Below are 19,451 nucleotides of genomic sequence, written 5' to 3' on the forward strand. Positions count from 1 at the left end.
CAAAACACATTACAAACAAAGACTTATTTTAAAAATATCTTTTCATTTCATCAACTCAGCTTAATAATGTCTTCTATAGAAAAAACGTTTTAAAGTTCTGATTTTCTTATCATTAAAACCAGCGCTTGAATTAAGAAGATACGCACCATATTGATAAATATCATCTACATTTAAATTTCTTACCGAATAATCACCACTCTAAAAAATACGGCAACTCTTTATCAAAAAAATGCTTTGAAACAGCAAAAAAGATAACAACACACTCCCCAAAATTGGAAATCTGTATCAATTAGCTTAATCATCCTATTTTAAAATTTTTAACAGTGCAGACAATAGATTTTTTTTAAGTAGAGACTCTATAATTTTTTTATTGTGTTAATGATCTAACAGCTTTGAAGAACAGAAAATATAATACATAAAGATGTTTTTATTGCCCTATGAGCTCCAAAAAAGATTCGTTTATTTTAAAAAAATATTTTTTGATAATAGTATATATGTACAAGATAAATGATATTTATCAACATCCTACTGACTTACAAAGGCGAAGCACAATAAAAAATATTTTCCAATCCCCTTGAATTAATAAGATCTATTGCAATTTCTTACGAAGACTATTGCACACTTTAGAAAAATTCATTTGCCCCGCATACCGTTCCTTAAGCCATGCCATCACCTTACCGATATCGCGTAATTTTTCAGCTTTTGTTTGTGCTAAAGCTTCACAGAGAACCTGTTCTACTTCCATCTCCTTAAGTTGATAAGGAAGAAACTCACGAATAACTTCTATTTCTGCTTGTCCTCTCTCTGCCAATTCTAGGCAACCAGACTCTTTATAGACTCGCATCAATTCTTCACGCTGTTGAAGCATTTTAGTGAAAACAGACTGTATCTGCTGATCATCCACTTCTAACTTCCCTTGATCATAATAAAGAATATCACGATCCCTAACTGCAGCATTCATTAAACGAAGTGTAGCAAGACGCGCACTATCTTGCGCTTTCAAAGCAGCCCTAAGTGCCCCATCAATCTGGTTACGCAACATAAATTTATCCAATTTTGTTCAAGAAAAAAAGCCTTTTAACCAATCTTTATCCATCTTGCAATGGAGGATAAAAAAATAATTAAGGACTCGATCTTCGAAAAGCTAAAACAAGACTTTACCTCTTCATGGAATGTACTTATACTGCCTATTTCAAGCGAAACATTACCAGAATAATATACACAGCATCTGTTAAAGGTATGATTTTTGTGTAAAGTTGATCATTATACCTTTCAGAGAATAAATTGTGGATACATACTATGATACAAGCGACTTCATCCAGCCACCCTTGGAGTATCAAAAAACCTACAGCCCTCTTAGTCTTAGCAGATGGAACCGTTATTGAAGGCAAAGGAGCAGGTGCTACAGGTATCGCTGAAGCTGAAGTGTGTTTTAACACCGCCATCACAGGCTATGAAGAAATCCTCACAGACCCGTCATACACACAACAAATCGTTAATTTTACTTTTCCTCATATAGGAAATGTAGGGGCAAATAGCGAAGATATTGAAGATCTCTCCCCTCTCAATTGTCATGGTGCTGTTGGCGCTATTTTCAAGGCAGACATTACACATCCCTCAAATTATCGTGCCAATGAAAATCTTCATCAATGGCTTAAAACGCGTAAAATTATTGCACTTTGTGGTATTGATACACGTGCGCTCACAATTCTTATTCGTGAAAAAGGTGCGCAAAATGCTGTCATTGCACATGATTCTAATGGAATTTTTGATATTCCTTCATTAAAGAAACGTGCGCAAAAATGGCACGGTCTCGTCAATCTTGACCTTACGAAAGACGTGACATCTCAATCATCAATGCAATGGGATGAAAAACCATGGAGTTGGAATAAAGGATACAGTACAAACAATGTGCACAATCTTCATATCATTGCAATTGACTATGGTATTAAACGCAATATTCTTCGCCTTATGGCAACACAAAAAGCACGCATTACTGTTGTACCTGCCCACACAACTGCAAAAGAAATTCTAGCAATGAACCCTGATGGCGTTTTTCTTTCTAATGGACCAGGGGACCCCGCAGCTACGGCTCAATATGCCGTTCCAACGATCAAAACATTAATTGATCATAATTTACCAATTTTTGGAATATGTCTTGGTCACCAACTTCTTGCTCTTACGGTTGGTGCAAAAACCGTGAAAATGCACCAAGGACATCATGGTGCCAACCACCCAGTTAAAGACCTCAACACTGGAAAAGTTGAGATTGTATCGATGAATCACGGTTTCGCCGTAGATTCTGCCTCTTTACCACAACATGTTCAAGAAACACATATTTCTCTCTTTGATGGTTCAAACTGTGGTATTCGAATCATTGGAAAACCAGTTTTTTCTGTTCAATATCACCCCGAAGCTTCTCCTGGACCACAAGATAGCCACTACCTCTTTCAGCATTTCTGTGATCTCATTATGAATTATAAAAAAATATCTTAAAATAAAATATCTCACTTTCTAGCTTCTCTCCTTTAAATTATATTATCTTCCCATACACAACTATATTATTTGTATACCTACAACTTATTGAATAAGTGTTATTATTTATCATTTTGCAACTAAGATGAGAGCACTGAATAACTTGAATTTTTCTCATGACCTCTCCTCTTAGAATTGTATTCATCAAAATCATTGGCTTCCCCCTAAGCAAGATAAGTGTGTCGATAAAAACCATTTTTAAAAAGAGTAAAGCACCTAACCGTACCAAGAGCTCAGAGCTATCGGAACATTGGAAACTGGCAAAGTGAATGATTGGTGCTGCATCTTTTATATACGTAAAGTGAGTAGTGTACGGCAGATCTTATACCATTGACAGTGACTTTTACCTTATATTCTTTATTGGCACTATCATGAAATTGGCGCAAACACATTGAAAGCTATTCCTTCAAATAAGTATTGGATTCACAATACAATTTTAAGCATTATATTTTGCATGAGAAGCATAATTCCTATTAAAGAATAAAAAACTAAAGTGTGAGACCATGCAACAAATCTCTACTTTTAAAAAGATATTACCATAGATGGTTTTGAAAGCTGTAAAGCCGAATAAAAAAGTGATGGCAAAACAGGAAACGGTTTTTCAATTTTACAACTTTATATTCTTCCAAAATGAGTTTTTTTCGATTCTAGAAGTGATGCAAACAAATATACGCAATATTTTACTTCCAATTTGCCATATAAAATTTGGAATTGTTCGCACAGTACTAATACATCTAACGCAGATACGTTTTAATCTTTGTTTTCAATATGCTGCTGCATTAGCACTGAATATTAATTTGCAAGCAACAGAAAAAATACGGACTCTACTATACAAACAATATCACAAAAAACTTTTTACCTATAAAATGATGCATTTTGTTTATCTTGTGCATTCTCTAGCAAAATAGTACGTACCAGCTCTCCTCAACAAATTAACGTACCCGCAAGACAAAAATAACTGTCGCAACGACAAGAAGAAAAAAGCCTCCAACAAAAGGAGCACCAGAAAAATAAAACTGTGCATTTTTATCTGTAAAACATTCAAAAAGAAACACATAAAAAACAGAACCAAATATTAAACTTAACGAAATAACAGATGTCATCGCTCCTTGCAGTTCTCCTTGTACATTTGTTGGTACCTGCGCTGAAGCAATAGCACGTATAGGTGCATGAACAAGATATTCAAGCATTGTACACGCACAAACCATATAAACCATCCACCCCTGCGTCGCAAATGTATAGCCCAGCATAGCAACGGAGGCAAACAAAAGCCCTACTATAACAATATGCCAATCACTCCATCGTTTAGAAAAATAAGGCAAAATGAGAGCGACTACAATAAATTGGCCTATCCCAAAAACACTATAGGAGAGCCCAATAGAAAAAGAACTCCAATCATAGCGTTCTTTTGCAATGAAAGCCCAAATGCTTAACCATACAGATTCCGCAAACCAATAAAGAAAAAAGACCAATAACACCCAAAGAACCATCGGATATTGTTTCAGGTGCCAAAAAGCACCTAAGGGATTTGCCCGCTTAATATCAAAAAAGCGCCTATTCCATAGAGAAAGAGTTTCTGGAAGCATAACCCAAGAAAAAATAAAATTAATAAGTGAAAAACCAGCAGCAAAATAAAACGGAATACGCGGACCAAACTGACCTAAAAAACCACCAATAAACGATCCTAAAATAAACCCCAATGCGGATGCAACGCCTAACAGACCAAAATTGCGTGTACGGGTTTTATCATCGGATATATCCGCAAGATAAGCTGTACAAGTTGCAAAACTAGCACCACTCATCCCTGACAAAAGACGCCCGATAAATAACATAGAATAACTCCATGCTATAGCACATATGAGGTTATCAAGAGCAAAGCAGATAATAGAGAGAAGCAAAATAGGACGACGACCATAACGATCAGAAAGATTGCCAATAACAGGAGCAAACAAAAACTGCATCACTGAATAAGCTGCAAGTAATTTTCCTCTTTCTACAAAAGATGTACTGATATCTTTTCCAGTTAATTGAGAAAAATATTCAGGCAAAACAGGACAAATAATCGCAATGCCAAGAATATCTAACAATAAAGTGATGAACACTAAAACGAGCCCACGCTGAACAAAATTCGGGTTAAGCATTTGGTCTTGCATAACATACACACTATTTTACGCATACAATTACTCCCCCGCTATCTTTTTACTCCCTTTTCCTTTTAAAAGTATTCTATACCATATACTTGTCACATATAAAATAATAACAAAGTAAAAATTTAAGTAAGAGTCAAGATAAAAATATAAAATTACATTTTAATTAGTATATCTTTGTCAAAGCATAAAAAATATTTTTTTGCATTATACGAACAAAATATTTGTGCGACCAACTCATAAACAAAATTTCATGAAACACAGAGCATTTCCAATAATTTTAGAGACATTATGATAGATTTTATCAGACATCATTTCCCCTTCTCATACCAACGTTTTCAGAAATCTCAATTCCACTTGATACGTTAGATATCCTCTAGCAATTGAAACCTTTTAAAAGATAAGCTCTTAAAAAATTTTCTTACCCTCAGAATGTGCTATAAGATTAAAGCAGCATCACCCGAATAGCTTAACAACGTAAAAAGCTCATCATATTTTTTAAAAATATTCATTTGACAATCATTTTATTTAAAAAATAAGTATATTATAGAGAAATATTCTTTGATTCTATAATCTTAAAAACTATTCATATTGCTTGCAATTTGTGTAACCTTAAAAAACATGATTATATCTTTATATTCATTGATGCTCTTAATGATTATATGCTACCGTTAAATCTAATGATAATCATGATACGCATTTTAAAAATAGCACTTTTAGAAACAGTTAGTCATGAATTGTTAATGCAAAAATGGTGTATAGAATGCGAAAAATATCCCTATTAGTTCTCATTTTAATATTGGTAACAGGATGTGATGTTCAGGATTCTGATTCACAAGAGAGTATTTTAGGAAATAAAATAAAAACACAACAAACAACCAACGTAAACTTAGATCCTTATACTCTAAATAAATTAAATGCTCTTCTCAAAAAACGTTCAGAAACAAATTATCAGGAAAAAGGGGCACTAATTGGCTTTCTTTCTGAAGCTTTTTTAGGGACACCTTACCAAGCAAATATGTTACATGGCTCAGAAAATACACCAGAAAAACTGATTATTGATTTTAGAGGCTTAGATTGCTTCACTTATCTGGATTATGTTGAAGCATTGCGCAAATCAACATCCCAACCAGAATTCATAAATAACGTCATAAAAACGCGTTATATTAACGGTAATGTTCATTTTTTAAATCGCAAACATTTTTTTACAGACTGGGCTTATAGAGAATATAAACTCGCCACTGATATTACCGCTGAAATAAGTCCCCTTGCGGTAAAAATAGAAAAATATCTCAACAAAAAAGCTGATGGTGAAAGCTATCTACTTGGGTTGCCAGTTGTGAAACGCACGATAACATATATTCCAAGCAACTTTATTAATGAGGAGGTTATAGGTCGTTTACAGTCTGGTGATTTTATTGGTATTTATACGAAACTTGCTGGATTGGATGTAACACACGTAGGCTTCTTTATCATGACAGATAAAGGTCCAATGTTAAGAAATGCTTCTTCACGAAAAGCAAACGAAAAAGTCGTTGATTCTCCTTTTATGGATTATGTTGCAAAAACACCAGGAATCATTGTTTTAAGAGCTCTTTAATAACATCATAGTGATATGAAATATCTTCTCTATTCTTAAAATAAATACTGTAGTTATTCAGGTAAACATCTAACTTCGTTCAAGCTATACGGATACAATATATTTGTTTACAGTTTTAAGAGAAAAAAGTCGTTTTGATCTAACTTCGTTTATAGGTATGATAAAATCACTTGTGACGAAATCACGGATTTGTGATCACTTTTACTGGTTAAACGATAAAGACAGGCAAAACTCTACTATAGTATCACACTTTCCTTTCATATTCTCAACCAAGAGTTATCTATAGATTACCGCTAATCTGATCTTTACGAATATAACACAAAAGACATAAACGAACGTTTGTAAAATAAGTAAAAGTAAAGCCAGATATGTTTGGTTGTTGTCTCATAAAGTATTTTATAAAAATTCGATCTATCTCTCTAATTTATTGCGTATAAATTTTTGACTTTATAGCATTATTTTCCTCATAAAGTCTTTGCTTTTTCTTGTTGTCTATACATTAAAATAGCCCTGATATAGCAGCATATTTATGATTAGGATGCACCAGTACTGTACGCGTCATTGTAAAATTTTTGATGCTAGATTGGAATGAAAATATGAAGGCATCAATTAAAAACCAGTATCTATCTTTAGCATCATTCTTTAGTTCAGCTTTGCGATTTTCTAAAGCAACGACAATAATATCCTTTAAAGAGTAGAGATATGAGCATTATTTTTTGTTTTTTTATTCTTTAATGAGCCCCCTATCCTTCATGCAATAAAGAACATTTAAAATAGAACACATTTTATCGATAAAACAACACATTTATTAGCAACAATAACGATGATTGATCTATGATCACAAACTTTAAAATTTTATTCATAACTTTTATATAAAACTTATAATTAAATCTCATTAAACTTATTACAAAAGCTTCATTCCTCTTCGCCCTAAGAAACAAAATATCTACCCCCGACAGTCTGTAAACAATCCGTTCTCTTAAGTGAATTTAAGCAGCTAACCATTTCATGAGATTCACTTACACAAGAATACACCGGCAAGCCCTATTTTGAATATTTACTCCACACTCTAAAAACACTTAATAGATCAAATTTTATATGCCTTATCTCCCCCCACCTTAAATGACAGTATTTTAACGAAATAGAATAAATCTTGCCTTAAATACTCTGTTTAACCTTTTATAATTGATTGATGCAAAAATTAAATCAACGAAAGAGATTCATTGTATTTTCGAGAGGTATGAATCGCCCCATCATAAAAAAACAATCTCCATAACATGACAGGCAATTTGAAAAAAATCTTTTTATATAAAAGGTATCACCGTTGTACCGGGAGGCAATTTTGCCTCATCTTCAGGCTCGACATGAATAGAAATACGCACATTATCAAATTCTTTTTGAAGAACACCTTCGATTTTATCACAAATCTTATGTGCTTCTCCTACCTGCATTACAGCAGGCACAACCAAATGAAACTCTATAAAAGTAACCCTCCCAGCAACACGCGTCCGTAAATCATGAACCTCAAGCGCACCAGATGCATTTGCAGAAATCAGCTCCCGAATCCGCATGCTTTCATTCAATTCAACGCCGACATCCATTAATCCCTGAATAGCATTTCTAATCACCTTCCAGCCCTGTAAGAGAATATTAACGGCAACGATTATCGCTAAAATTGGATCTAAAACTCCCCATCCTCCTACAAAACCAGCAATCAGACCAATTAAAATTGCAAGCGAAGTAAAAACATCTGTTATAAAATGGACTCCATCAGCTTTAAGAGCCGGTGAGCGATGATGTTTTCCCTGCCAAATAAGGACCATTCCCCACATACAATTTATGACAGTTGCAATAAGATGAATAACAAGCCATATTCCAGGCTTCTGCAATAATTGAACGGTAGAAAGAGCTATCCATGCTTCTCTTAAAATAACAATTGCCGCAATAATAATGAGTATCCCTTCAAGAATTGCGGAAAAATATTCCGCTTTATGATGCCCAAAGGGATGATCCTGATCCGCTGGCTTCATACTCACTTTAACAGCCCACCATGCTGCCGATGACGCAAGGATATTAACTATTGATTCCAATGCATCAGAATAAAGTGCAACCGAACCTGTGATGTGATATGCCCAATATTTCAAAGCAAAAACAATACACGCAATAAAAATAGAGTATAAAGTTAAGCTTTGTATATTGATTTTTACATCCATGAGCCTCATCCTTTTCTTCACGAAATAGGGAATTAATATTTTCAACCATATCATTATACTTTTGGCATATCGACGATATTTCCTCAATATTACAGAAGCTTCATCATACAATAAACGCCCCAGCTCACCATTATTATCGTAAAAACTGCTCAGTTACACGAACAGCACCAATAAAGGAAGAAGAAAGGAAAATAATAAACAAAGAGCTTTCCCAAGAGCAATCAAACACATCATCTTCATTATTAATCGTTTTCTGAATAACTTAAAGCCATTTCACATCTCATAAACAAAAAACTTGTTTTTGCTCAAATGTATCATGATCATGCGTTATTTTTCAGTCTTATGATGTGCATTATAACCCATCTATAAGCCATCTTTGCACCTTAGAAAAATATCTTAGCGCTCTACTGTAACCTTACAGATCAACTGGATTTTAAAATATGATTTACTAAAAAATTGAGATATAAAAAAGAAGAACAGTGATACCCTCAAAAAAAGAATCTGGGCATTGGGGACCCAGATTCTTTTCCCTTAGAAATTAAGGGCATACAGAACTTGGGAAATAGCGGGGACCCAAGACACTGCACCCGATACGAGAAAAATATATGATTCCGTACCAGTGTTTTTATACTATACCTATGGTTGTATATTGTCAACATAAATTCTACCATAAGTTTTAAAATAATGTTTTTTTATCTCTTTTTTTTAAATAAAATAAATTCTAACATCTGGAAATCATAAGAAAAAAGCACTAAAAATCTCGCATGCATTTGAATATCATAACAATCAATGAAACAGATGATCCACGCCTAAAAGCCTATCATAATATCCGTGAAAAAGATCTTGTTGGACGGCAACATCAATTTATTGCTGAAGGCAAAGTAACCTTGTCCGCATTACTGCACTCGAAAGAGTTTTCTGCCATCTCACTGCTCACCGTAGCAAACCGTCTCTCTGGACTTCTACCGCTTTTAGAAAAAACACAGCCTCTATGTCCCATTTATTGTGTTCCACAAAAAGTCATGGATAATATCACCGGCTTCCATGTTCATCGTGGTGTCTTGGGTATTGGTAAACGCAAAACACTGCCATCCTTACAAAGTTTTCTACAACATCTTCCAGAAAAAGCTTTGATTCTTGTTTTATGTGGTATCTCGAATCACGATAATATGGGATCAATTTTTCGTAATGCAGCAGCCTTTGCCAGTAATGGCATTATTGTCGACAAAACCTCATGCGATCCACTTTATCGTAAATCAATAAGAGTTTCTGCCGGCGCTGCTTTAAAAGTACCCTATACGCAAAACGCTGATATAAATGACATTATAGCTGCTCTAAAGGATAAAAGATTTCATCTTTATGCACTCTCCCCTTCTGCTTCACACACTCTCAAGCAAGCCAACAAAACTAAAAGAATGGCACTTATTTTTGGAACAGAAGGCGATGGCTTACCGCCCCATATACTACAACAATCAAAAACCTTACGTATTCCCATGACTAACGGTTTTGACAGCCTTAATGTTGCCACAGCCTCAGGTATTGCACTTGCCCATTTTACCAACTTTGACCACTAAAAATGATAACACTTTAAGTTGTAAAACATATCCAATGTTGTATGTTATTCATCAGTCCCAATAATGTTGCTGTTCCCTAGCATTTGAAAGCATTGATTAAAAAGCATTTTATATTTTTCTTATCAATGCTTTCCACACCCTAACCCCGCTCATGACGTGCAAAAGACATAATTTTGATGGATCCAATCATAAAACAAACTCTCAATGAGAGAACCTTCTGGAAGTCTCTCATTCAAGTTTAAGGTTAAAAATTATCGTTATAAATCAATTGACTATGTTTTACGAAGCTGTTGTTTTAGTTCAGAGGAAACAGAATCTTTTGTTTCGAGATTGCATAAAACGCGCTTTAACATCATTTCAGTATCGGCCGCACGTTCTGAATGTGTTACAAATCCTCCCCCAAGAATACGTGCCTCATGACCATTTCCATCATAAAGAACGCAAGCTTGCCCTGGTGCCACACCATTTTCACATTCCAATAAATCAACGGAAAAAATACCTTCTTTATAATGTAAGCGCGCAAGGTGAGGAGGACGCGTTGAACGCACCTTTACAGCTACCTCAATACCTTGAGAAGGAAATTTATCTAACGACTCATCACCAAGCCAATTCACATCACGTAAAAAAAGCTTATGCGTTTCTAACATTTCACGCGGTCCAACAATAACACGTGCATTTTCCACATCGAGATAAACTACATAAAGCGCTTCACCCGTTGACACCCCAATACCACGACGTTGACCAACCGTATAATTAACAATTCCCGAATGTTTACCTAAAATCTTTCCATCAATATGGACAATAACGCCAGGATTAGCGGCTTCTGGACGCAGTTTTGCGATAACATCTGAATATTTTCCTTGTGGAACAAAACAAATATCCTGACTATCATGCTTATTGGCAACCACAAATCCCATTTCTGCTGCCATTTCACGAACGCGGGCTTTTGGAAGATCACCAAGTGGAAAACGCAAATAATCAATCTGTTCTTGTGTCGTTGCAAAGAGAAAATAACTCTGATCACGATCATTATCGAGAGGACGAAAGAGTGCTCGATGCGCTCCGTGGGAACGCGAACGAATATAATGTCCCGTAGCCAAAGCATCTGCCCCCAATTCACGTGCTGTTGCTAATAAATCAGCAAACTTAACCGTTTGATTACATGCAATACATGGTACTGGTGTCTCTCCATGAGCATAGCTTTCTGCAAAAGGGTCAATAACAGCTTCGCGAAAACGCTTTTCATAATCAAGAACATAATGCGGTATTCCTAATGTTTCTGCAACGCGGCGAGCATCCTCAATATCTTGTCCTGCACAACATGCCCCCACCCGATGCGTTGCTGCCCCATGATCATAAAGCTGCAACGTAATGCCAATAACATTATACCCTTCCTTTTTCAAAAGACCTGCAACAACCGATGAATCAACCCCCCCCGACATTGCAACAACAATGCGAGAATCCTCAGGTTGTCCTGGTAAATCAAGACTGTTTAAAAACATGTATTCATTCTCTATTTAATGCTCTGTTTAATGGCTACCCATATGTTAACATTTTGATGTACGCTCTTCAGCACTTTTACACGATTGATTGTCTTTATATTGTTTTTTTATCTTTTCCACAACCATAGGCATTACTTTCTTAAAGGCTGCTGCAAACAAAAAAAGAATGATAGAAATAAGGCATAATGGCAATCGTTTGGGAGAAAACCTTTTTTGCTCTTTTTAAAATCTGAAAAATATTACAAGAAGCTCTTCTACACACTTCACTTAAACTTCTTTTTACGTGCTCAATCACTTTATTAATTTTTTCTTTCAGCGTGTTTAGCTCTTTTTTAAATTTCATGCTCTATAAACGAATCAAGTCCTTGACTAAAGGTAGAGGATACGAATGACCAATTTGATAAAAACACAAATGAAATATGTTATTGGGCCAGATGGAAGTCCGCTTACAATTGCCGACCTACCGCCGCAAACAACACGACGCTGGGTGATTCGTCGCAAAGCTGAAGTTGTTGCGGCTGTCAGAGGTGGATTGTTAAGTCTTGACGAAGCGTGCCAACGTTATACTTTGACTGTAGAAGAATTTCTTTCATGGCAAAGTTTGATCGATGAACACGGTTTAGCGGGATTACGAACGACCAAGATTCAAAACTACAGGCATTAAGTTGCCATTAATTACGATTCGATAACATAAAAAAACTTATAAAACAGCCAAATTTGATAAAAATTTGGCTGTTTTATACTATACCCAAAAGATAAATCTGAAAGAATGGATTTTTCAATAATTGCTTTTATCATCCAACCATTGAATTAGATTGAATCAAAATATCCTCATCATCCGCAGCAATCTTCTTTTCTCGTGCTTCCAAAAGCTGTGCACGTTGCAGCTCTGTATTAGCTTCATGGAGAGCAATTTCAGCGTTTGTTTTTTGAAGCTGTAAATCACGAATTGAATTGATCAGATTATCACGTCTTTGCCGCGCTGCACGCGCAAAAGCAGAATAAGCGAAATGGTGAACATCATTGTTTCCAGATTTACGTTCTTCATTAGTAATCTGTGCTTCCAGCTCTAACACCATTCGTTCAAATTCTGCGATCATCATCTCAAGCTGTGCAATTTCACGGCGTTTTCCACGCACTTGAAACATCCTCAATCGCACCATATTTTCTCGCGGCTTCATACTCACTACTCCTTGATTGCGCCAACTCAAAACTCGCATTCACACCCAATAAATATCTTTTAGTTATATGTCTATCCGACAAAAACAGTCTATTGACTTGAAATTATAATAATTTTCGCCTTTCATTAAAGCATCTGAAAATACAATCTGCTTTAAAGAGCAATAACTATTTCTTTACTTTTCCCTCCATTATAAAATGAAGAGGTTTAAAGCTCAGTAAATAAACACTGAAATTGTAAAAAAGTAATTTATAATGCTCTTTTACAAATTTTTTTAAGTTAAAGTTTATAGAAAAAGCCGTTCTTTTTTTATTATGTTAAAAAATATGCGATTTTTCTAAAATAATTTTGTAGCCTCTTTCAAAAATAAAAATATTTTGTTAACCACTATCATGGATAGTGGGGAATTTAGTAGTGATTGTTACGCGTACTACTGAAATATACATAAACACTTTGTTATAAGTGTTTGATTTCATGAATTGTTTTTATAACAGTGGCTTTGCTAACTGATTATAAAATAGAAATGCTCCTTATGATTCGTGAAGGAGCGAAGTGAGGGATCTAAAATGCGCGTATTATTAATTGAAGATGATAGAGCAGTTACTCAAAGCATTGAGTTAATGTTAAAGTCAGCTAACTTTAATGTTTATATCACTGATCTGGGTGAAGAAGGTATCGATTTAGGAAAACTCTATGATTATGATATCATTTTGCTTGATCTGAATTTGCCCGACATGTCAGGATATGATGTCTTGCGGACTCTAAGGTTGGCAAAAATAAAAACTCCTGTCCTAATCCTTTCTGGTATGAATGCCATTGAAGACAAGGTCCGTGGTTTTGGCTTTGGAGCTGACGACTATATGACGAAGCCTTTTCATAAGGATGAACTCATTGCACGTATCCATGCAGTTGTTCGTCGTTCTAAAGGGCATGCACAATCGGTTATTGTTACCGGTGATCTCACTGTTAACCTTGATGCAAAAACCGTCGAAGTTGCAGGGCGCCCCGTTCATTTAACCGGAAAAGAGTATCAAATGCTAGAGCTTCTCTCTTTACGTAAAGGTACCACCCTTACTAAGGAAATGTTTCTCAATCATCTCTATGGTGGAATGGATGAACCAGAACTAAAGATTATCGATGTTTTTATCTGTAAATTGCGGAAAAAATTGGAAGCAGTCTCTTCTAGTGTAAATTACATTGATACAGTTTGGGGACGTGGTTATGTATTACGTGATCCAGTTGAAGAGAACGTACGAAAAACCGCTTAAGCAGTGAAAATGCACTTTGTAAAATCTCGGAGTGTAGCGGGCCGAGATTTTTCCCGAGATCTGTTCTCTGTTAAAAGTAGAAAACTCGCACACCAAGAATCTCATATAGAAAGCGCTTAAAGCTTAAGAAGTAACCACACAGAATTTACACATATAACCCTATTGCTCATAAGTTCAATCGAAGCCACTTTTCCCAACACGGCTTAAGCGCTTCTCTCTTATTCAAAGCTTTTTTACACTTTCTAAAACAATACAATGATCACTTTCATCAATATTTATTTTCATCTCTGTCATCTGAGAAAGTAACATTGTGTAATAAAATTGGATGACATGTGCATCAATAAGCTCTTCTTGAACTTCTCCACGAAATAACGCAAGAAAATGAGGGGGTATACGGAGAGTTTTACCGAAAACCTCAAATCGAAAAGAACGTTTATTTTCTTCTTGCAAAATCATAACAACAATTTCACCACCACGAGAAACTGTTGCGTTTGCAATCAATAATAAATTAAGCAAAAGTTTAACTTCATCTTTTGGTAACAATAAAGAAGAAGCTTGCCATTTTAAAGTTGCTTTTTCTTCTTTCATATATTGTTGAGCAACCTGCTCTGCAGCCCGTGTATCTATTTGTCCTCCACTTGCACCAGCAAAACCAAAAGCCAATCGCGCAAATTGTAGACGTGCAGCAGCACTCGCAACGGATAAACGCACCAATTGTAAAGCATCTTCTTCAGCTCCTCCTTCATCATAAAGCTCCATTGCATTTTGAATAGCCCCCACAGGTGAAATCAAATCATGGCAAATGCGACTACAAAGCAAAGCAGCAAGATCCATAGGCTTCAAAGAAATATCTAACTTCATAATGATTGAAAACTCCTAGATTCAAAAAAACAAACTTTATTTTAAAGAAAAACTCTTAATATCTGATGCATAGTAGGAAACATTAACAATCATGCTAAAAAAATTTCAGAAATAAATTCAAGAATTTAAATAACCTTATATCTTATTTTTTATTTGAATAGAATGAAAATTCTAATATTATCTTTTTGTTTATCACTAATAAAAGGAGAAAACTCCATGGCTCTCTCTCTGCTCAAATACTGGTACAAAAATATTATATCTTTAATCCTCCTTTTATTCATCACCATAAACACTGCAGATGCTCAACTACAACCAATAGAGCAAAATGAACCCCATTATTCACTCCAAGAAATTATTGATTCTGGTCATCTTTTTTTTGGAAAAACAGCTAGTGGTCTAGCTGTTGCAATTCAAAATATTTTTTCACAATACGGTTATCCCAATGCCTATATTTTAGGAGAAGAAGCTTCTGGTGCCTTTTTTGCTGGATTAACCTATGGCGAAGGAAAGGTTTTTACCAAAAGCTATGGTCAACATAAAGTTTTTTGGCAAGGTCCCTCAGTAGGATGGGACTTTGGCGGCCAAGGCTCCCGTTTAATGATCTTAGTTTACAACCTTAATAGCATAAATAATTTATGGAAACGCTATGGCGGTATTTCAGGTTCGGCCTATTTAATTGCAGGTGTTGGTTTTCATGTCCTCAAATACCATAATACCTTGTTAATCCCAATACGTACAGGAATCGGCGCACGCCTTGGTATCAATATAGGATATTTAAAATTAACACCTAGACCGACATGGAATCCGTTTTAAACGTATTCTTATTTGAAAAGGGGTATTATGCTTATTCAATCGTTTCTTTTTTTTATTCTTGGAGTTGCTTTCACTTCTTGGGTACTGGTGCTTTTGTCTCCTTTTATTTGGCGTAAAGCCGTTCATTTTGCGTATAAAGATGTTTGTGCGCAAATGCCATTATCACTCGCGGAAATAGAAGCAAATCACGATTTTCTTCGTGCACAACATGCTGTAGAATTAGCAAAAAACCAACAAAAGTACGAGTTTTTGCAAAAAAAATACGCCCAACAAAAAATACAACTGAGCCAAATAACAGAACAATTTTATCGGCTATGCCTCCCCATACAAGACACTCTCACCAAAGAAGCGATAGCAATCAAACAAAATATCGCCACAATACACACTTTCAAAGGAAAGAAAAATGATGCGTGAAAAAATCGCACACTATCAGCAACGTTTACAAAAAATCCAAACTCATGAGCTTGACACGACTGCTAACCACCAATTGCTGGAAGAACTCCGTGAAGAAACAAAAGAACTTGCAGCAACATTGGCAGCTCAAATAGCGCTACAAGAGGGGAATACATCACCCATCAATACATTGATTCAAAAATCAAAAAACAAAAATGACCTCGCATCACGTATTCGCAAAAAAATCACTTGTCTCTCCAAAAGCTCTGTTAAATAAGTTATCTTTTAAAACACCTTGAATGAAGAGTAAAACCAACAAAGGTTCATTGTAACTTTCATAACCCAAATCCTTTTTATTAAACGTGACTTTCTTGCTAAGCTAAACGACAAAGTTTCTTAACCCATACCGTTCTGTTAAAAAGCATCTTCTTGTCTAGCAGATTCCACTTGCTAATCATATCACCGCCCTAAAGGACAACATTTCATAGGTCCTAGAAAGCAAATAATACCAAAAACATTGGTCACACGCTCTAACAAAAATACCTTCTAAGATGGGTCACCAATAGAGCTCTTACGATAATTTTAAGGATAAAACACGCTCTCAAGAGTGATAAAAATCTCTTATTTTTTGGATAATCATATCCTGATCCGTTTGTGTCAAGTAAGGATGCATTGGTAAACTTAAAACACACTCTCCTAAAGACTCTGAAACAGAAAGGGAATCTTTTACATAAGGAAAGTGTTTATAAGCTGGCTGTTGATGTAACGGAGTTTTATAATAAATCATTGTAGGGATAGATTTTTTTTGTAAAAAATCTTTTAATTTATCACGTTCTTTTACCTTAATCGTATATTGTGCATAAGCAGAACGAATATTTTCTCCTATTTCTGGAACTGTAACAATATCTCTTAAGCCATTGGAATAGCATTGAGCAATTTCTACACGCTTTTCCATTTCATCTTCAAAGATCGCAAACTTTTCTAGTAAAATTGCAGCCTGAATGCTATCTAAGCGCGAATTCATGCCAATACGTACATTGTCATATTGCGTTTCACCTTTACCATGAAACAAAATAGAGCGTAAAAGTTCTGCAAAATGATCATCATTGGTCATCATAGCGCCTCCATCGCCATAACATCCTAATGGTTTTGCAGGATAAAAACTTGTAGCAGCCACATCACCAAAAGCACCGCACATAGTATTACCGCTTCTTCCACCCATAGATTGAGCAGCATCTTCAATTACAAAAAGATTTTCCTTTGCAGCCACTTGAGCAATTTGCACATAGTCAGCAGAAAGCCCAAATAAATCAACAGCAATAATAGCCTTTGGCTTTAAACGTCCCTCTTTTTTTACCATTTCGATAGCGTAAGAAAGTTTTTCAACATCAATATTGAATGTATCAGGTAAAACATCAACAAAAACAGGCTTAGCCCCCACTAAAGCAACCACTTCAGCCGTTGCTGAAAATGTAAAACTAGGACAAAACACAGCATCCCCTGGACCAATATTTTTAGCCATAAGAGGCATCTTCAAAGCATCTGTTCCATTAGCACATGCAATCACATGTTTAACGCCAAGATATTCTGCCAATTTCTCTTCAAATTCTGTTACTTCTGGTCCCAAAATATACTTACCACTAGCGACCACATGTGCAATTGCAGAATTAATTTTATCTTCAATACGCGCACGCTGCGCCCCAAGGTCGATGAATTGCATATTAACTCCATTGATCATCACAAGAATGCAAAAGCGCTACCTATCTCTTTTATCTATCATAATTGACACCAGCAGCTGTTAAAATCCGTAAAACCGCAATAGCATCATCACCATTTGTACAAGGTGATTGACGCGTTTCAATACAATGAAGAAAGTGCCGTAATTCGCAAGTAAGCGGCAAATCTTCACAAACATCAATATAATTCAGCTCATCCATGCTAAAAGCCCACTCTTGATTTTCTTTCCAAACGGCAAAATGGTGCATTGCCAATTTACGGCTCCACGGTTCCATATCATCAAAAACGAGCATAGCTTTTGTTCCAACAACAGTTAAACGTCTCTCACGATAAGAACTCAAGCGTGAAGTAAAAAGATGACTACGCACACCATTTGGAAAAGTCATATGAATATGAGAAAAATCAGAAATCTGATCAACGACAGCAGCCCCCTCACCGCGAATTTCGGAAGGTTCACACCCTGTCAACGCCAAAATCATTGAGAGATCATGAGGCGCAAGATCCCATAAAGCATCGCTGTGTGTGTGAAATTTTCCAAAGCCTAATCTATGAGAATAAATATATCGCACATCTCCCACTTCTCCGTTTTTCACCAATTCACACATTTTTTCAAAAGCCGGATGAAAACGTAAAATATGGCCCACCATAAAAACTCGCTCATAAGCCTCAGCCTCCTGAACTTGGCGTTTAGCATCAGAAACATTCAAGGCTATTGGTTTTTCCACCAAAACATCTTTACCATTTTTAACAGCACGGAGCACATTTTGCGTATGCAATTGTGGCGGCAGAGCTAATACCAGCGCATCAATATCTCGATGCGTAAAAAGATCATCTGGTGTAACAAGCTCTACACCATACATCGTTGCAAAACTAGCAGCACGATCATTATCAATATCAGAGACTGCTGCCAAAGCCCCGAGAGAATGGAGTGTCCGTATATGATTTTCACCCCAATGACCGCATCCTAAAACCGCTACACGTGGCACCATTTTCATGCCTTACCCTACTTTATCATATAAAATTACACTTTTACATATCGAGGATAAAATAGAATGACAAGAGAAAAGCTTAAAAACGATGCTTGACATCTTACTATTCTACCCCTTATATCCGCAAAAGATGTAATTCTTTACAATTATGATTGCTTATTTTGTATGATTGCTTATTTTGGCGGAGTAGCTCAGTAGGTTAGAGCAGAGGAATCATAATCCTTGTGTCGGGGGTTCAAATCCCTCCTCCGCTACCATTACTTTTTTTGTTGTGTAGTTTTAGCTTGTCATTGGTGTATGTATGTAGCTTGCCAGCGGGTTTTGTATATTTTGCCACTAGGTTTTGTACCAATTTATTTTTTCTCAAAGAGTTTTAAAGGTGTTCTCAAAGGGTATTCAAAGACCTTTCAAAGATCGTTTAAAGCCTCTTTTCTTTTCTGCTCAAAATCGCAATTTGAGATGATCAATCATTGAGTTGGAATCGTATTATTTGAGAAGCAGTATGCATAAAATGGTATGACTTCTTTTAGCATAAATTGACTGATGATTTTTCTGTATCCTAAGGACATTATTAAAAAGAGAAGCGTTTAAGGAATTGAGTAGACATTACCTTATTGCTGTACTCATGCAATTGGTGCA

At 35.7% G+C, this 19,451-nt stretch carries 15 protein-coding genes, 1 tRNA gene and 1 pseudogene; 8 read left to right on the forward strand and 9 right to left on the reverse strand.

Features of this window, described 5'->3' with window-relative positions:
• Window positions 1–589 precede the first annotated feature (589 nt).
• Window positions 590–1,042, reverse strand: coding sequence for a GatB/YqeY domain-containing protein (locus tag ACFIKQ_RS06855; RefSeq protein ID WP_015856668.1), 453 nt, complete (start codon window positions 1,040–1,042; stop codon window positions 590–592).
• A gap of 257 nt (window positions 1,043–1,299) precedes the next feature.
• Between ACFIKQ_RS06855 and carA the strand changes: the two genes are divergently transcribed.
• On the forward strand, window positions 1,300–2,496 hold the full coding sequence (carA, locus tag ACFIKQ_RS06860; RefSeq protein WP_375656175.1) for a glutamine-hydrolyzing carbamoyl-phosphate synthase small subunit: 1,197 nt from the start codon (window positions 1,300–1,302) through the stop codon (window positions 2,494–2,496).
• Between the two features lie 971 nt (window positions 2,497–3,467).
• On the opposite strand, the gene ACFIKQ_RS06865 is transcribed toward carA, so the two are convergent.
• Window positions 3,468–4,688 carry an MFS transporter gene (locus ACFIKQ_RS06865; protein WP_375636138.1) on the reverse strand — a complete coding sequence of 407 codons (1,221 nt, stop codon included), beginning with the start codon at window positions 4,686–4,688 and terminating at the stop codon, window positions 3,468–3,470.
• Between the two features lie 757 nt (window positions 4,689–5,445).
• On the opposite strand from ACFIKQ_RS06865, the gene ACFIKQ_RS06870 reads away from it, so the two are divergent.
• Complete coding sequence (locus ACFIKQ_RS06870; protein ID WP_375644799.1) at window positions 5,446–6,282, forward strand: DUF1460 domain-containing protein; 837 nt, start codon at window positions 5,446–5,448, stop codon at window positions 6,280–6,282.
• Window positions 6,283–7,586: 1,304 nt separating this feature from the next.
• On the opposite strand, the gene ACFIKQ_RS06875 is transcribed toward ACFIKQ_RS06870, so the two are convergent.
• Window positions 7,587–8,495 carry a cation diffusion facilitator family transporter gene (locus ACFIKQ_RS06875; protein ID WP_375636136.1) on the reverse strand — a complete coding sequence of 303 codons (909 nt, stop codon included), beginning with the start codon at window positions 8,493–8,495 and terminating at the stop codon, window positions 7,587–7,589.
• A 764-nt stretch (window positions 8,496–9,259) separates the two neighbouring features.
• Between ACFIKQ_RS06875 and ACFIKQ_RS06880 the strand changes: the two genes are divergently transcribed.
• The gene (locus ACFIKQ_RS06880; protein WP_375644800.1) at window positions 9,260–10,069 is read left to right on the forward strand and encodes a TrmH family RNA methyltransferase; all 810 of its coding nucleotides are present in this window, start codon (window positions 9,260–9,262) and stop codon (window positions 10,067–10,069) included.
• A gap of 272 nt (window positions 10,070–10,341) precedes the next feature.
• On the opposite strand, the gene mnmA is transcribed toward ACFIKQ_RS06880, so the two are convergent.
• On the reverse strand, window positions 10,342–11,571 hold the full coding sequence (gene mnmA, locus ACFIKQ_RS06885) for a tRNA 2-thiouridine(34) synthase MnmA (protein WP_375644801.1): 1,230 nt from the start codon (window positions 11,569–11,571) through the stop codon (window positions 10,342–10,344).
• Between the two features lie 139 nt (window positions 11,572–11,710).
• Window positions 11,711–11,914, reverse strand: coding sequence for a hypothetical protein (locus ACFIKQ_RS06890; RefSeq protein WP_375644802.1), 204 nt, complete (start codon window positions 11,912–11,914; stop codon window positions 11,711–11,713).
• A 45-nt stretch (window positions 11,915–11,959) separates the two neighbouring features.
• Between ACFIKQ_RS06890 and ACFIKQ_RS06895 the strand changes: the two genes are divergently transcribed.
• A complete protein-coding gene (locus ACFIKQ_RS06895; RefSeq protein ID WP_015856675.1) occupies window positions 11,960–12,235 on the forward strand; it encodes a DUF1153 domain-containing protein in 276 nt (91 codons plus the stop codon).
• Between the two features lie 130 nt (window positions 12,236–12,365).
• Here ACFIKQ_RS06895 and ACFIKQ_RS06900 read toward each other — a convergent pair whose 3' ends face one another.
• Window positions 12,366–12,752: a flagellar export protein FliJ gene (locus tag ACFIKQ_RS06900; RefSeq protein ID WP_375636133.1), complete on the reverse strand. Its 387-nt coding sequence runs from the start codon at window positions 12,750–12,752 to the stop codon at window positions 12,366–12,368.
• Between the two features lie 565 nt (window positions 12,753–13,317).
• On the opposite strand from ACFIKQ_RS06900, the gene ctrA reads away from it, so the two are divergent.
• Window positions 13,318–14,019: a response regulator transcription factor CtrA gene (ctrA, locus tag ACFIKQ_RS06905; protein ID WP_015856677.1), complete on the forward strand. Its 702-nt coding sequence runs from the start codon at window positions 13,318–13,320 to the stop codon at window positions 14,017–14,019.
• Window positions 14,020–14,241: 222 nt separating this feature from the next.
• Here the strand turns inward: ctrA and chpT are convergent, their stop codons facing one another.
• Window positions 14,242–14,880, reverse strand: a complete 639-nt coding sequence (gene chpT / locus ACFIKQ_RS06910) for a histidine phosphotransferase ChpT (RefSeq protein WP_375636132.1) — start codon at window positions 14,878–14,880, stop codon at window positions 14,242–14,244.
• Between the two features lie 216 nt (window positions 14,881–15,096).
• Between chpT and ACFIKQ_RS06915 the strand changes: the two genes are divergently transcribed.
• Together ACFIKQ_RS06915 and ACFIKQ_RS06920 are read left to right on the forward strand one after the other, a co-directional pair.
• Window positions 15,097–15,693 carry a DUF1134 domain-containing protein gene (locus ACFIKQ_RS06915; protein ID WP_375636131.1) on the forward strand — a complete coding sequence of 199 codons (597 nt, stop codon included), beginning with the start codon at window positions 15,097–15,099 and terminating at the stop codon, window positions 15,691–15,693.
• Between the two features lie 27 nt (window positions 15,694–15,720).
• A pseudogene (locus ACFIKQ_RS06920) lies at window positions 15,721–16,363 on the forward strand (hypothetical protein).
• Between the two features lie 324 nt (window positions 16,364–16,687).
• On the opposite strand, the gene ACFIKQ_RS06925 reads toward ACFIKQ_RS06920, so the two are convergent.
• Together ACFIKQ_RS06925 and ACFIKQ_RS06930 are read right to left on the reverse strand one after the other, a co-directional pair.
• Window positions 16,688–17,806 carry a DegT/DnrJ/EryC1/StrS family aminotransferase gene (locus ACFIKQ_RS06925; RefSeq protein WP_375636130.1) on the reverse strand — a complete coding sequence of 373 codons (1,119 nt, stop codon included), beginning with the start codon at window positions 17,804–17,806 and terminating at the stop codon, window positions 16,688–16,690.
• A 49-nt stretch (window positions 17,807–17,855) separates the two neighbouring features.
• Complete coding sequence (locus ACFIKQ_RS06930) at window positions 17,856–18,812, reverse strand: Gfo/Idh/MocA family protein (RefSeq protein ID WP_375636230.1); 957 nt, start codon at window positions 18,810–18,812, stop codon at window positions 17,856–17,858.
• A 180-nt stretch (window positions 18,813–18,992) separates the two neighbouring features.
• On the opposite strand from ACFIKQ_RS06930, the gene ACFIKQ_RS06935 reads away from it, so the two are divergent.
• Window positions 18,993–19,069: transfer RNA gene (locus ACFIKQ_RS06935), tRNA-Met, on the forward strand.
• The last annotated feature ends 382 nt before the right edge of the window (window positions 19,070–19,451 follow it).

The organism is Bartonella sp. MR63HLJHH (assembly GCF_042194155.1).
Classification (GTDB): Bacteria; Pseudomonadota; Alphaproteobacteria; order Rhizobiales; family Rhizobiaceae; genus Bartonella; species Bartonella grahamii.

Coding starts and splice junctions, on each gene's coding strand:
- ACFIKQ_RS06900 (WP_375636133.1), bottom strand. CDS start 12,752: ATGAAGCCGCGAGAAAATATGGTGCGATTGAGGATGTTTCAAGTGCGT.
- ctrA (WP_015856677.1), top strand. CDS start 13,318: ATGCGCGTATTATTAATTGAAGATGATAGAGCAGTTACTCAAAGCATT.
- chpT (WP_375636132.1), bottom strand. CDS start 14,880: ATGAAGTTAGATATTTCTTTGAAGCCTATGGATCTTGCTGCTTTGCTT.
- mnmA (WP_375644801.1), bottom strand. CDS start 11,571: ATGTTTTTAAACAGTCTTGATTTACCAGGACAACCTGAGGATTCTCGC.
- ACFIKQ_RS06870 (WP_375644799.1), top strand. CDS start 5,446: ATGCGAAAAATATCCCTATTAGTTCTCATTTTAATATTGGTAACAGGA.
- ACFIKQ_RS06930 (WP_375636230.1), bottom strand. CDS start 18,812: ATGGTGCCACGTGTAGCGGTTTTAGGATGCGGTCATTGGGGTGAAAAT.
- ACFIKQ_RS06925 (WP_375636130.1), bottom strand. CDS start 17,806: ATGCAATTCATCGACCTTGGGGCGCAGCGTGCGCGTATTGAAGATAAA.
- carA (WP_375656175.1), top strand. CDS start 1,300: ATGATACAAGCGACTTCATCCAGCCACCCTTGGAGTATCAAAAAACCT.
- ACFIKQ_RS06880 (WP_375644800.1), top strand. CDS start 9,260: ATGCATTTGAATATCATAACAATCAATGAAACAGATGATCCACGCCTA.
- ACFIKQ_RS06895 (WP_015856675.1), top strand. CDS start 11,960: ATGACCAATTTGATAAAAACACAAATGAAATATGTTATTGGGCCAGAT.
- ACFIKQ_RS06890 (WP_375644802.1), bottom strand. CDS start 11,914: ATGAAATTTAAAAAAGAGCTAAACACGCTGAAAGAAAAAATTAATAAA.
- ACFIKQ_RS06875 (WP_375636136.1), bottom strand. CDS start 8,495: ATGGATGTAAAAATCAATATACAAAGCTTAACTTTATACTCTATTTTT.
- ACFIKQ_RS06865 (WP_375636138.1), bottom strand. CDS start 4,688: ATGCAAGACCAAATGCTTAACCCGAATTTTGTTCAGCGTGGGCTCGTT.
- ACFIKQ_RS06855 (WP_015856668.1), bottom strand. CDS start 1,042: ATGTTGCGTAACCAGATTGATGGGGCACTTAGGGCTGCTTTGAAAGCG.
- ACFIKQ_RS06915 (WP_375636131.1), top strand. CDS start 15,097: ATGGCTCTCTCTCTGCTCAAATACTGGTACAAAAATATTATATCTTTA.